The following is a 13,600-nucleotide window of genomic DNA, read 5'->3' as shown; positions in this document are numbered from 1 at the left end:
CGGGGTCATCGCCCTTCCTTGAGGCGGCCGAGGACGAGAGCGGCGATCGCCAGGCCGGAGATCGCGCCCGCGCAGAGGACTGAGGCCGTGGAGGGGGCGACCAGCGTGACGCCTGCCGCGGCGAAGGCCGAGACGGCGGCGGCCACGGCCACGTAGATCCAGGTTGCCAGGCGCACCAGCTTGAGGCGGGTCACCTCGGGGAACGAGGTGCGCGAGAGCAGCCATGACAGCGCCGGTAACAGCAGGACGCCGTGCATGAACACGGCGTGGGCCGGCTTCAGCGCCGTGGCGACCGTGTACGCGAGTTGCTGGTCGCCCGACACCACCTCCACCACGCCACGCGCGATCATGACCGCGCCGAAGGCCATGGCGACCAGGAACGTCCCGAGCCCGGCTTGTACGGCCAGCCGCATACTCGGCGAGGGCGAGGGCGAGGGCGAGGGCGAGGGCGGTGATGGGGTCAGGGGCGGGGGTGAATATGGGGGCGAAGGCGGCTGAGGCGGGGATGGGGGTGGGGCGTCGGGTGTGGTGGGTGCCGGGGTTGTTTCGGGAAGGGGGCGGAAGGCAGCGATGGTCATGATGACGGCGATGGCGATGAGGACGCCGCCGCCAGCCGCCAAAGTCCTCGCGACGGCCGTGTCGAACGAGGTCTCCATGTTGAAGTGCGACGGCACACCCCGCCACGCCTGTACGGTGATCAGGGCGACCTCCAGGGTGGACGCCGCCGTGAACGCGCCCACCAGCCAGGAGCGGCCGCGCAGCCGTATGAACCCCGAGACCCAGGTCAAAGTCAGCACGCTCAGCCCGAACGACACCCCGAACGTGAACGGCTTGCGCCACGACACCGCGCCCTCCCACGGCCCGCCGTCCACGACGAACACGCCCAGGTGAACGAGCCCGGCGAGCACCAGCAGGGCCCCGATGACGTACCAGAGGCGATTCATGGACGCCATGCTGGCAGCCCGGCAGCCCCGGGCGCGTCGGACCAGGGGTTGGATCGCGACTACAACCGGGGTCGTACGCTCAGGGCTTCGACGGCCGGACCGCACGGCCGAGGCGGGAGGTCAGGGGTTCAGCTTGAGTACGTGCACCGCCGCCTTCTTGACCGACCCCGCCTTGGAGTACATCGGCAGCAGTTCCCCCCTGGCCCAGACCTCCGCCTGATCCCAGTAGTGATCGTGGAAGGCGTGCCCGGAGGCCCCCGTCAGGTTGATCCATCGGGACTTGTCCAGGTCGGACAGGTCGACGATCATCCGCATCGACGGCACGGCGGTGATCTCGTACCCCTTCTGCACGTTCCACCCCGTGGCGTTCACCGCGTCCTTGCCACCGGCCACGCTCAGCGGCCCCCGGTTGAACAGCGCCTCGATCGGCCCGATGCCCGAGGTCCCCAGCGTGCCGTTGACCAGCTCCAGCCGGTGCAGATCCCCCCAGCGCCACCCTTTGACGTCCTCGCCGAGCCGGTCGGCCAGCTCCTGATAGGCCGAGGCCATCGCCTGGCGCAGGATGTCGTCGCGGGTCTCCTTGAGGTTCCCCGTCGTGACGTCGTCCCAGAAGAGGTCGTCCGGGGCGGCGAGGAGCCGCCTGACGACCTCGTACCAGCGGTCCCCGCCGGTCGGCCTGGCCGCCGCCGGCAGGTCGTCGTTGAACGTCAGCGTGAGAACGTGCCGCCAGACCGCGTTGAAGTACGCGGCCGGCGCCGAGCCGAGCCCCTGCGCGCGATCCCACGTCTTCAGTGACTCCCTGGCCTTCCCGGCGGGCCCGGCCAGGTCGACCTCCATCAGGGCCGGGATCAGCGTCTCCGCGAAGCCGTTGTAGGTGTCCTGCTGAATCTTCCCCATGGCGGCCGCGTCGATCGGGCCCTTCTTGATCGCCTCTTTGATGAGGTCGCGGATGCGCTCGGAGCGGTAGCCGTAAGCCCAGTCCTTGGTCAGCAGGGGCCGGTAGCGCCTGGGGTCGATGACGGCGTTGTTGGCCGTGACGATGAAGCCCTCGGCCGGGTCCTGCACGGACGGGAGCTGGTCGTACGGGATGGGGGCGGTCTTCCAGTCGTATTCGCCCGTCCACCCCGGCACCGGCCAGGTGCCGTCGCCCTTCGGCCGTACGGGAACCCGCCCGGGCGCCTGGTAGCCGATCTTGCCCGACGTGTCGGCATAAATGAGGTTCTGGGCCGGCACATCGAACAGTGCCGCGGCCGCCTTGAACTCCTCCCAGTCGCCCGCCCGGTTCAGCGCGAAGATGGCGTCGACCGTCCGGCCGGGCGTCAGCGCCGTCCACTGCAGCGCCACGGCGTTGGCCTCGCCGCTCGGCTTGGCGTCGTCCATCACCTCGTTGATCAACGGCCCGTGCCGCGTGCTCCTGACCGTGATCGTGACCGGCGCGCCCCCGGCCACCTTGATCTGCTCCTGCCGGGTCTCCAGCTTGACCCGCTCACCCTTGTACAGGTACGTGTCCCCCTCCACCTGCTCCAGGAAGAGGTCGGCCACGTCGGGCCCCAGGTTCGTGAACCCCCACGAGATCTTGTCCGTCTGCCCGATGATCACACCGGGCACCCCGGAGAAGGTGAACCCGGTCACGTCGTACGAGCAGTCTTCGGTGATCTTGCGGCAGTGCAGCCCCGCCTGATACCAGACGGACGGCATCTGCGGCGCCAGATGCGGGTCGTTGGCCAGGAGGGGCTTGCCGCTCGCGGTGTGCTCGCCGGAGATCACCCAGGAGTTCGACCCGATGCCCTCGCGGTCGGCGGAGCTCATCGTGCTCGGCACGGCGTCCAGCGTCCTCGCGGCCTGCGCGAACGCCTGACCGGCCCGCGGCCGCGGCTGGGCCCGCTGGTCGAAGCGGTCCTGCTCGATGGCGCCCTCGCCGACGATCGGGGCGTGGCGGTCGAACGGGTAGCCGGGGTAGAGCTGCTCGACCCGCTCCCTGGGCAGCTTGGTCAGCGCGAGCGCGCGGTCGATCTCGTCCTCCATGTTGGACCGCAGGTCCCACGCCATGGCCTTCAGCCAGGCCACGGAGTCGACGGGGCCCCACTTCTCCGGCTCGTGGCCGCCGTTCTGGAGCTTCAGCACGGAGTATTCGAGGCTGCGGTCGGAGGCGTTCGGGTTGGCGCTGAGCCAGGCGTTGACGCCCTTGGCGTACGCGCCCAGGTAGTCCTGGGTCTGCTGGGCCAGCTCGGGCAGCTCCTGCTCGGCCACCTTGCGCCAGCCCATCGTCCGCAGCGCCTTGTCCTGGTCGAGCGTGGCCTTGCCGTAGAGCTCGGACAGGCGGCCGGAGGTCAGGCGGCGGCGGAAGTCCATCTCGTAGAAACGGTCCTGGGCGTGGACGAAACCCTGTGCCATGAAGAGGTCCGCGGAAGTGTCAGCGTAGATGTGCGGAATTCCTGATTTATCGCGATAAATCTCCACACTTCCGGTTAGTCCGGGTAACCGCAGCGAACCCTCCAATTGAGGGAACGACTTGCGCACCGTGTAGACGAGAACCCCTGCCAGCACCAGGGCCAGCGCGAGAAGCACGGTCAGCACGCGGGCGAACCACCTCAACGGCCATGGCATCCACGCGTAGGGCCTCACCGACACCTCCTCTTGGCGAACTCGCATCAAGTCTGGCAGTTCGCGATCACTCCTCCGTCCGCCCCGAAAAGGACATTCGACGCAGCGGTAACGGTGAAGAGCAAAGGGCTCACGACTCGTCGTGAGAAGCCGGGAAGAGTGTCCTTAAAGCCAAATGTCGTCAGGTCCAGGTCTGGCCCTCCGGGGTGTCCGCGACCCGCACCCCCATCTCGGCCAGCTCGTCCCGCAGCCGATCGGACGCCGCCCAGTCGCGCGCCTCCCGAGCCCTCGACCGGGCCTCCAGCAGCTCACCGGCGCCCGCGGGCAGCACCCGCGCCTTGCCGATCTCCGTCGACAGGTCCAGCCCCAGCAACTGGTCCAGATGCAGGAACGTCTCGAACTTGGCCCCGGGCGCCACCGCGTCGTCCCGTTCGAGCTCCCGCAGGATCCGCAGCGCCGCCGGCGTGTCCAGATCGTCGTCGAAGGCCGACTCCACGCGCTCGGCGTAACCGGTGGCCATGGGCGCGCTGACCGACTCCGACCACTCGGCCACCCGCGTACGCCACCGCCGCACCGTACGGTCGGCGGCCCGCAATGTCTCCCACGTCAGGTTCATCTGCTGCCGGTAACGGTGCTCCAGGAACGCCATGCGCACCGCGAGCGGATCGAGCCCGGCCGCCACCACGTCGGACAGCAGCACCACGTTCCCCGTGGACTTGGCCATCTTGCGCCCGTCGAAGAGCAGGTGCTCCCCGTGTACCCAGTGCCGTACGACCTCGTGCCCGGCCGCCGCGTTGGACTGGGCCCGCTCGTCCTCGTGGTGCGGGAACCGCAGGTCGATCCCGCCGGTGTGCAGGTCGAAGGACGACCCGAGAAAGCGCAGCGACATGGCCGAGCACTCCACGTGCCAGCCGGGAAAGCCTCGGCCCCACGGCGTGTCCCAGGTCAGCTCGCCCTCGGCGGCGGGCTTCCAGAGGGCCCAGTCGGCGTGGAAGCGCTTGCGGGGGTCGACGGTGTCGATGCGGTGGGCGGGCTTGAGCGCGTCGAGACGATTTCCCGAAATTTCGCCGTACGCCGGGAAGGTTCGTACGTCGAAGAACACCGACCCGTCCGGCACCGCGTACGCGTGCCCCTTCTCGATCAGCCCGGCGATCAGCTCGATCATCAGGTCGATCGTCTCGCTCGCCCGGGGCGTGTGCTCGGGCGGCCGGACGTTGAGCGCGTTCGTGTCACTCTTGAACGCGTCCTCGTAGAAGCGCGCCACCTCCAGCGGCGAGCGCCGCTCGGCCCGCGCCTGCGCGAGGATCTTGTCCTCGCCCTCGTCGGCGGTGTCATCGACGAGATGCCCGACGTCGGTGATGTTCTGACAGGCCACGACCCGCACCCGCCGCCGCTCCAGGGTTCGCCTGATCAGGTCGGACAGCACATAAGTGCGCAGGTTGCCCACGTGCGCGTAGCGATAGACCGTCGGCCCGCACGTGTACATCCGCAGCGCCCGCCCGGCGGCGATCTCCTCGACCTGCCGGGCGCGCGTGTCGTAGATCCGCAACATCTCCCGAGCTTAGCCCGTCAGCCCCCCAGGAAACCGAGGATGTCCCTGTCACCCCGCTCGCGCAGCCGGGTCAGGACCTCGTCGCGACCGGCCGTGTCGGGCAGCCCGATCCTGGCCCCGATCAGCCGCAACCCCTCCATCTCGGAGCTGACGGGAGCGGTGTAGCCGAACAGGTAGAGAGCCCGGTTGATGGGCGGCATCCCGACGGGCGCGGCGGGCAGGTAGCGGGTCAGCAGCTCGCCCCCGTCCGACACGGTCAGGAAGACGTGGTCGCCCTCGCTCGCCTTGTACTCGGCCAGCACGTTCCTGATCGACCCCATGGTGGGCTGGTTGTGCCAGCTGATCACCACGTCGCCGGACGGCGCGGAGGCGGTGAGCTGCCCGCCCGGCGCCATCCCGAGGTAGGCCGCGAACCCCGTCGGCAGCGGCGACCCCGAGCCCCGCAGGTGCTCGGCGTTGACGTCCACCCGGTGCCACCAGCGGCCGTCGCGCGAGCGGAAACTCCGCCGCGTCTCGGAGACGTCCCGGCGCGGCTGGTACGGCTCCGCCTCCCCACCGGGCGCGGTGCCCGCCACCCGGATCCAGCCCCGCTGGGTGCGTTCGAACCCGGGCCCGCCCGAGTAGGCGCGGACCGAGCTCTCGCTCACGTCATAGCGGCCGGTCAGGTTCGTCACGATCGTGCTCACCGACGCCTCGCCGCCGGCCCGCTCGATCTCCCTGGCGATCATCTCCCTGATCCCCAGGTATTCGTCGCCACCCCACCGGGTCAGGCCGTACTTGTTCCGGTCGACCCGGCGGAAACGCTCGTCGGCGGTGAGCTGGTTACGGATGCCGACCAGGCTGTAGTCCTCGCCGATGCGTTCCTGGATCTCCTCGGGCGTCAGCGGCGAGCCCGCCACCGCCAGCACCGCCTCGGCCTTCTCGTTGATGCTGCGCGGCCACGGCACCACGTGCTGGCCCAGCACGCGGAGCTGCGGCACGGCCAGGATCCACCGCTCGGCCACGTCCTCGCGCACGCCGAGCTGGGCCACCATGGACACGGCCTCGCCGAGCGGGCGCGGCCCGTCGGTGAACAACTGGCGGGTCTTCTCCCTCAGGTCGTCGGCCCCGCCGGCCACGAGCCAGCCGTCCGACTGCTCGTAGCCGGTCAGCAGCGTACGGACGAACCGCCACGCCGGGATCCCCAGCGAGCGCAGCTCGGTCCGGTGCCACGGCACGGCGGCCTGCAGGTCGTCGGCCGGCACCGCCGAGCCCAGCCGGCCGCGCAGCCAGGACACGTGCGCCACCAGCGCGGCCGAGTCGGGCTTGCCGAGCCAGGTCTCCACGTGGTCGCGCAGGTCGCGCTCGATCTGCCTGATCCGCTCCCGGGTCACGGAGAAACGCTGCGCCAGCTCGTCGAGGGTGGCCCGCTGCGCCGCGTACAGCCGGTCGCGGGCGATGGCCCGCTGCCGGTCGTCCATGGCCGCGAACAACTCGTCGATCAACTCGGGCAGCGGCCGGTCCGGCCTGGACGGCGCGGGCACGGCCTCGGGCGCGGGCTCGAGCAGCCGTTCGAACACGCCGCTGAACAGCTTCTGCACCACGTCCTTGCCCAGCGTCTCCGGAGTCCGCTCGGCCTCGGGCGGGTCGGAGAAGCGCAGCAGCGGCAGGATGTCGCCGAGCATCAGATGACCCCAGTAGGCCACGGCCAGGTCGGCCAGGTGACCCGCCACGGTCTGCGTTCCGATGATGGCGCACGCGCGGTCCAGGGGAATCGCCTGCCACCAGGCCTCGGGCAGCTGGGGCTCCTCCACGATCGGCGCGATCTGACCAGGGGAGGTCCAGCGCAGGGGTGGCGCGAGGTCGCTCAGGCTGAGGTTCATTGAGGTCCAACCGGCAAAGGGAAGATATCCGCAGTTCAGACTATGTGATCAGAGGGGTAGAAACGGGCTGCCTCTTCCGGAATGGGAGATATAGAGCATCGAGCGGGCCCGGGTGCAGGCGACGAACAGTATGCTCCGTTCGCGCTGCAGGGCACGAGCCCGGGCATAGGGGTCATCCGGCGGCGGTTCGGGCACCACGCCCTCCGCCACGCCGATGAGCGCCACCCGCTCGAACTCGAGCCCTTTGAGCTGCTGGAAGGTCAGCGCCCGCACGTCCAGGCCGGCGAGCGCGCCCTTTGCCGCCCGCACGAGCCTGGGGGTACGCGCGCCGACGGCGATCTCCGTGGCCGGCACGCCGTCGGCCAGCCAGGACTCGACCGTGGCGCGCAGCCCGGTCAGCTCGGCCTCCGGCGTGTCGTACATCCTGACGACCGGCCGCTCACCGATGCGCGTGGCGGCGAAGCCGTACATTTCGGTGACGCCCTTGACCAGGCCGGGGGAGGGGCCGCCGCCGCGCAGCCGTACCACGAAGGACAGCAGTTCCTGGGGCAGGCGGTGGGAGAGCCTGAGCGCGTGCTGGACGGCGGGGATGCCGAGCGCGCCGAGCGCCACCCGCGTGTCGGTGATCCGCTGGTGCGGGTCGCCGACGATGAACAGGTCGTCGCGCGCGTGCGGCGCCGCCGCGCGCAGCAGCCGCCACTGCGCCGTGCTGATGTCCTGCGCCTCGTCCACCACGATGTGACGGTACGGCTTGTGCCCCGGGTCCACATCGTCGAGCAGATCACCCGTGGTGATCGACAGCAACCTGAGCGCTTCGTCCGTCAGCTCGGCCAGCGAGCGAGCCCCCGCCCCGACCAGCGCAGGACGGCGGCCCTCCGAGTCGGTCACGATCCGCAGGGCCAGCCGCTCGGGGTTGTCCACCTCGACCCGCTTGCGGACCACCTCGTCCTCGATCAGCAGGTCCAGCTTCGCCGACAGCTCCTCGGCCAGGCTCTGGGAGAAGGTCACCAGCAGCACGGGCCCCGCGCCGCGCGCGGCCAGATGGGCGGCCCTGTGCAGCGCGATGACGGTCTTGCCGGTGCCCGCGCCGCCCACGACCAGCACCGGGTGCTCGAACCTGGCGGCCCTGGCGAGCCGGTGCTGGGGAGGGTGCAGGAACACGCACCAGGCGGGCGCCTGCAGGACGCGGTCGAGCGCCACCTTGTCGGGGACGAACGCCGCCCGGTCGGGGCTGCGCCGCAGCGCCGTGTAGAGGTCCTCGGGGTCGACAGGCCCGCCCGCCTCGTCGGAGGCACGCCAGGCGTCCAGCTCCCGCCACGCCTCGGCCAGCGTGCCGCCCCGGGCCAGCACGGCGAGCGGGACGTACTGGGTGGGCGGCAGCAGCGGCTCCAGCGCCGCGACGTCCGCCTCGGTCGTGATCAGCCGGAACAGCGGCAGCGCGTGCACGTCGAGGCCGAGCGCGAGCAGGTCGCCATCACAGATGGGATCGAACAGCCGGGACGGGCCCGCGGACCTGCGTAATGCCGGCTCGACCCGTTCGAGGGCCTCGGCGTCCCACTCCTCCAGGACGCCGATCACGGGGTTGACACCGTAGCGGTGGCGGCGGGCGTACGACCAGGCCTCGGGGTCGGGCAGCACCGAGTGCAGCCAGTAGACGTCACGCTCCCGCACCACCACCCCGCGATGGCCGGCGGCCAGGCGCAGGGTGGCGACCCGGTGGTCCCTGGCGCCCCTGACCCGCTCGGGGTGCGGGGCGCCGGACACGTTCAGCAGGAACCGGCGCAGCGCGACCACGGCGTCCCTGCGCACCGGCTGGGCCAGTGCGCTGAGCTCCCTGGGAAACTCAGGGCCGATCGCGAGCCGCGGCACCGGCTCAGTCCAGAAGTTCGAGCAGATCGCGGTCTCCGCGTTCGCGGAGCCTGTTGAGCAGCTCGGGCAGGGCGACGGGGCCCGTCATCCCGATCCGGGTCGCGATCACCCTGGCCGCCTGGTCGCGGGTGCCTCCCGGGGCGGTGTAGCCCACCAGGCGCAGCGCCTTGGTGATCTTCTCCGCGCCCTGGGCGGCGACCGGCAGGTGCCTGGCCCGCAGCACCCCCTCGTCCGACAGCGTCAGGAACAGGTGACCGCCCTCCCTGGCGCCCACGTCGATGAGGAGGCGTTCGATGGTTTCGAGCACCGGCCCGCCGTGCCAGGTCATGGTCAGCTCGCCGGCGGCGCTCCTGACCGTCCTGCTCTCACCCGGCGACAGCCCCAGGTACGACGCGAACCCCGTCGGCAGCGTGCACTCGCCGCCGCCCAGCTGCTCGGCGGTCACGTCGATGCGCAACCACCATCGGCCGTCGGGCTGACGGAAGCAGCGCCTGGTCTGGGAGACGTCCTTGAGCGGCTGGTACTCCTGCTCCTGCTCGTGCTCCTCCTCGGGCGGACCGCCGTTGGACTCGCTCTGGGGCGGAGCGACCGGCGTGAACGCCTGGAACTGCGGTGGGCCAGGGGGCGGGGCCACCTGCAGCGGCCCGAACGCCGACTGCGGTACGACCTCGACCTCGGCCGGAGGTGACGGGGCCAGGGTCGCCAGCACGAACTGCCAGGCCGGGACCTCCAGGGCGCGGATCTCCACGTTGTGCCAGGAGGCCGCGCCGATGAGCTGCTCCTTGGGGACGGCCGGGCCCAGCGTTCTGACCAGCTCGTCCAGATGCGCCCGGTACGGGGCCGCCTCCTCGCTGGCCAGCCAGTTACCGAGGCGGATGCGCAGGCGGTCCTCGGTGGCGGAGATCTCGGCCGGGGGGACGGCGAACAGCTTGGCGAGCTGGTCGACCGCCGACGGCTCGTCGGTGAAGACCCGGTTCTGCGCGACGGCCCAGGTCTTGTCGTCGAGCCCGGCGAACGCGGCCTCGATGAGCTCGGGCAGCTCCTGATCCTCCGGGTCGGCCGGCTGTGCGGAGACCGGCTCCCCGGCATCCTCGTGCTCGGAGACCGGTTCTCCGGCGTCCGGCTCGGCGTGCTCGGCGGCCTCAAGGGCCTCTTCGGCGGCCGGGCCGGGTGCGGGCTCCTCGGGGGCGTCCAGCACGTTCTCGGGCTCGTGGCCCTCGCCGGAGACCGGCTCGGCCTCTTCATGCACCACTTCCGCGCTCTCGCCGTGCCGCGGCCCCTCGGAGGGGAACCGGGCGACGAGCGAGGGGGAGGGATCATGCGAGTCCCGCCCGTGGTCATGGTCGCCGGCCTCGGCTTGAGCCTCGGCGTCCGATTCGGCCTCGGCGGGCGCGCCATGCTCGGCCTGCTCGCCGTGCTCCACGTCGGGAGCCTCAGCGGCGTTCTGAGCGGCGAGCGGTCCCGAGGCCGGTTCCTCGGCCACGGGCTCGTCTTCCGGCGCGGCAGCGACCGGCTCAGGCTCGTCCGCGCCGTGCTCGTCCGCGCCGTGCTCGTCCGCGCCGTGCTCGTCCGCGGCATGTTCGTCCGCGCCGTGCTCGTGTTCGGCCTCGGCCGGCTGCTCGTGGTCGGCCTGCTCGGCCGTCATGGGCTCGTGCCCGGCCTGCTCGTAGGAGGCCGCCTGCTCCTGGCGGGCGTGCTCGAACGCCGCCTCCTCGCGCGCCTCCTGCTCATGCGCGAAAGGCTCATGCGCCAAGGGCTCACCCGCCACGGGCCCGGACCCCACGGACTCAGACTCCACGGACTCAGACTCCACGGACTCGGACCCCGCGGGCTCGGCCGCCAGGGGCTGAGAGCCGGCAGGCTCGGAAACCACGGGCTCAGGGGCCACAGGCTCGGGAGCCACCGGCTCAGCGGGCACGACGCCAGAGGCCGCGGCCGCGTGGGCGGCCTGGCGGTGCGCCTCGCGGGCCGCCGGTGAGGCGCCGATCAGGTGCGGGTGCGCCAGCCGTACCAGAACCGCCGCGAACAGCGTGTTCAGCACCGGCCGCGCCTGGATGAACGGCTGGTCCACCAGGTCCCTGCTGGTCAGCGCCAGCAGCCCGGCCCACGAGCCGGCCCGGTCGAGCGCGATCGCGACGGCGGGCTCGTCGGCCTCGTCCGGGTCCAGCACGTGCAGCGCCGGCAGGACGTCGCCCACCGCCGCCGCCGGCCAGTGCTCCAGGGCGATCTCCGTCAGCAGCTCACCCAGCGACTCGGGGCCGATCGCCGCCAGGACACGCGGCATCGGCAGAGTGCGCCACCATGCGTCCGGCAGATCCGGCTGCCCGGTGAGTAGCGTGATCGTCGACGCGTCGCTCCACCTCAACGGTGGTACGAGGTCGCTCAGGCAGAAGTTCATCCCGTTCCGTTCACCAGCCCCTCACGCCGCCGCAGCGGTGCAGCCAATATCTCGCCGCCCACGGAACAGACCATAGTCCGGCAAAACAGCCCTACGCATCATGCACGACGCATCAACGCCGAACAGCGGCAAAGCGTAGACGCACGTAGTCGGCCATCCAGCCAGTCTCCCTGCGAAGTGCGGGCGCGGCCAGTTCGTTGACGCGACGGAGCAGGGGCTCCACGATCTCCGGCGGAAGCCCTTCGAGCACCGAGGCGGCGAACGTGCGCACCCAGTCGGCAGCCCCGCCGGGGCACTCGTCAAGGGAGGTCGGCCGGTCGAAGTATTCGAGCAACCTGACGACGAACCCCTCCTGCTCGAGGCGGCGGGCGTACTCGGCAGGCGAGGGAAAATACCACGGGAGCTCAGGTTCGCGCAGGCCGTATTCGCGCCACGCGGTCAGCATCGCCGTGGTCAGTTCGGCGCAGTTTCCCGCGCCGCCCATTTCGGCCACGAAGCGCCCGCCGGGCTTGAGCGCCTCGCGCACGCTCGCGATGACCGCCACCGGGTCGCGGCTCATCCAGTGCAGCGCCGCGTTGGAGAAGGCGGCGTCGTACGGGTTCACGACCGTGAAGTCGTGCCCGTCGCCGACGATGAAGTTGATACCCGGATACTGCGCGATCGCCTTCTCGATCATCGCGGCGGAACCGTCGATGCCGAGGACGTCCGCGCCCCTGAAGGCGATCTGGGCGGTCAGCACCCCGGTGCCGCATCCGAGATCGAGCACGCGCTCGCCGGGCCGGGGGTCGAGCAGGTCGACCAGTGGCGCGCCCTGCGTAGAGACGTAGCCGAAGCTGCTGTCGTAGGCGCGACTGTTCCACCGCTCCAAACTCGGTGTGTCGTATCGCAAGACGATCAGCTCTCATTCATCAGACATCGGGCCCCCGTGGCCGTGCTGTCCGTTCACTTTAGAGCCTGATCGTCCCTCCGACATATCAAGTCACTTCGGACTCATCCCACACTCTTCCCCCATTCCCTCTTCAGGTACGCCTTCGCGGCATCTGCCTGCGGGATCGTCATGAGCACGGGAGGCCCGGCCGCCTTGGGCAATTTGGCGGCCTGCTCGGCGTCGAGCGTGCCCTTCATGAGCATCGCCTCGCCGCGCGCGGGCCGGGCGAACCCCTTCTGGAGCAGGTTCTGGCCCTCGTCCGAGAACAGGAACTCCTGCCAGAGCCTGGCCGCCGCCGGGTGCGGCGCCGCCTCGTTGATCGCCTGCACGTGGTAGCCGCCGAGTGGCGCGTCCCCGGGGATGGTCACCTTCCAGGCGTCGGAGTGGGCGGCGCCGCGGGCGGCGTTGAGGTGGTCCCAGGCGACGATGGTGTTGGCCTTGGCCGGATCGGTGAGCCGCCCGGCCTGCTTGAGCTTGGCGAACAGCTCCACGCCCTGCTGCGGCGACGGCGTCCCGGCGCGCATGGAGGCCGCCATCACCCCGTCGAACGCCGCCGCCGAGCGCAGCGGGTCGCCGTCGAGCGCGACCTTGTAGCCGGGCTTGAGCAGGTCGGCGAAGGAGGCGGGCGGCTTGACGGCGCGCGGGTCGTACCCGATGGACATGTAGCCGCCGTAGGCGGCGTACCAGGCGCCGGACGGGTCCTTGAGGTGGTCGGGCAGGTCCTGCCAGCCCTGGACCTTGTACGGGGCGAACCGGTCGGCGCCGTAGACGGCCACGTCCATGGTGAGATCGAACACGTCGGGCTTCAGTTGCGCGGCGGCGTCCAGTTCGCGCCGGCTGCTAGCGCCGGGTTCGAGCTGGACGACCTTGAGCCCGTACTTGTCGGCGAAGGTGTCGATGATCTCGCCGAAGTTGACCCAGTCGCGGGGCAGCGCGATCACGTTGAGCTCGCCCTCGCGCTTGGCGGTCTCGGCGAGCCGTTCCATGGAGCCGAAGCCGGCCTTCAGCGAGGCCGCCCGCGCGTTGATGGGCGGCTGGTTCCCGGCCTTGGTGGAGACGGAGTCCGTGGACGACGCGCCGCATCCGGCGCTGGCGATGATCACTGCTGCGGCGGCGCAGGTACGTACAGTCACAGAACGAATACTTGCTGTTACATTCGCCCAGGTCGAGGAGGCGCGGCCGGAACGACCTTGGCCGCCACCAGCGTCTCTTCGGGAATCACCACCACGGTGCCGTCCCTTTTGCGGATTTCGAGCACCCCGTTCTCCCACGACACGAGGATTCCCACCGCGTCGCGAAAGCCTTCAGGCACGCGTCTTCGGGTGGTGATCCGGGCGCCGATGTCCTGACTTGTGATGGCGATGACGAGCCGTGCGGGCACGAGTTTGCCACCCTCCGTTTCGGCCTGCTGCCAAGCACGGCAATACTAGGGCGTAGCAAACC

General features: G+C 70.8%; 9 protein-coding genes. All 9 read right to left on the bottom strand.

Annotation, left to right across the window (positions count from 1 at the left end; genetic code table 11):
* Nucleotides 1-5: 5 nt before the first annotated feature.
* The 9 genes from C4V41_RS35375 to C4V41_RS35335 all read right to left on the bottom strand — a co-directional run bounded on the left by C4V41_RS35375 (nucleotide 6) and on the right by C4V41_RS35335 (nucleotide 13,538).
* Complete coding sequence (locus C4V41_RS35375) at nucleotides 6-944, bottom strand: hypothetical protein (protein ID WP_103960338.1); 939 nt, start codon at nucleotides 942-944, stop codon at nucleotides 6-8.
* A gap of 120 nt (nucleotides 945-1,064) precedes the next feature.
* The gene (locus C4V41_RS35370) at nucleotides 1,065-3,551 is read right to left on the bottom strand and encodes a penicillin acylase family protein (protein WP_103960591.1); all 2,487 of its coding nucleotides are present in this window, start codon (nucleotides 3,549-3,551) and stop codon (nucleotides 1,065-1,067) included.
* Between the two features lie 178 nt (nucleotides 3,552-3,729).
* Nucleotides 3,730-5,100, bottom strand: coding sequence for a cysteine--tRNA ligase (gene cysS / locus C4V41_RS35365; protein WP_103960337.1), 1,371 nt, complete (start codon nucleotides 5,098-5,100; stop codon nucleotides 3,730-3,732).
* A 17-nt stretch (nucleotides 5,101-5,117) separates the two neighbouring features.
* Entirely contained in the window at nucleotides 5,118-6,962 is a 1,845-nt protein-coding gene (locus C4V41_RS35360; RefSeq protein WP_103960336.1) for a sigma factor-like helix-turn-helix DNA-binding protein, read from the bottom strand.
* A 48-nt stretch (nucleotides 6,963-7,010) separates the two neighbouring features.
* Complete coding sequence (locus tag C4V41_RS35355) at nucleotides 7,011-8,831, bottom strand: UvrD-helicase domain-containing protein (protein WP_103960335.1); 1,821 nt, start codon at nucleotides 8,829-8,831, stop codon at nucleotides 7,011-7,013.
* A gap of 4 nt (nucleotides 8,832-8,835) precedes the next feature.
* Nucleotides 8,836-11,115 (bottom strand): hypothetical protein, encoded by a 2,280-nt coding sequence (locus C4V41_RS35350; protein WP_146103911.1) that lies wholly within the window; start codon nucleotides 11,113-11,115, stop codon nucleotides 8,836-8,838.
* 226 nt (nucleotides 11,116-11,341) lie between these two features.
* Complete coding sequence (locus C4V41_RS35345) at nucleotides 11,342-12,118, bottom strand: class I SAM-dependent methyltransferase (RefSeq protein ID WP_103960333.1); 777 nt, start codon at nucleotides 12,116-12,118, stop codon at nucleotides 11,342-11,344.
* Nucleotides 12,119-12,219: 101 nt separating this feature from the next.
* A complete protein-coding gene (locus tag C4V41_RS35340) occupies nucleotides 12,220-13,290 on the bottom strand; it encodes an ABC transporter substrate-binding protein (RefSeq protein WP_235030572.1) in 1,071 nt (356 codons plus the stop codon).
* A gap of 17 nt (nucleotides 13,291-13,307) precedes the next feature.
* Complete coding sequence (locus C4V41_RS35335) at nucleotides 13,308-13,538, bottom strand: putative acetyltransferase (protein WP_103960332.1); 231 nt, start codon at nucleotides 13,536-13,538, stop codon at nucleotides 13,308-13,310.
* Nucleotides 13,539-13,600: the final 62 nt, after the last annotated feature.

The sequence above is a fragment of the Nonomuraea solani genome (assembly GCF_900108335.1).
GTDB lineage: Bacteria > Actinomycetota > Actinomycetes > Streptosporangiales > Streptosporangiaceae > Nonomuraea > Nonomuraea solani.
Note: the sequence above shows the minus strand (reverse complement) of the source record. Positions and strands in the feature narration are given on the sequence as shown.

Excerpts from the sequence above, each read along its gene's own strand:
- C4V41_RS35375 (WP_103960338.1), bottom strand. The coding sequence starts at position 944 with ATGAATCGCCTCTGGTACGTCATCGGGGCCCTGCTGGTGCTCGCCGGG.
- C4V41_RS35350 (WP_146103911.1), bottom strand. The coding sequence starts at position 11,115 with ATGCCGCGTGTCCTGGCGGCGATCGGCCCCGAGTCGCTGGGTGAGCTG.
- cysS (WP_103960337.1), bottom strand. The coding sequence starts at position 5,100 with ATGTTGCGGATCTACGACACGCGCGCCCGGCAGGTCGAGGAGATCGCC.
- C4V41_RS35370 (WP_103960591.1), bottom strand. The coding sequence starts at position 3,551 with ATGCCATGGCCGTTGAGGTGGTTCGCCCGCGTGCTGACCGTGCTTCTC.
- C4V41_RS35360 (WP_103960336.1), bottom strand. The coding sequence starts at position 6,962 with ATGAACCTCAGCCTGAGCGACCTCGCGCCACCCCTGCGCTGGACCTCC.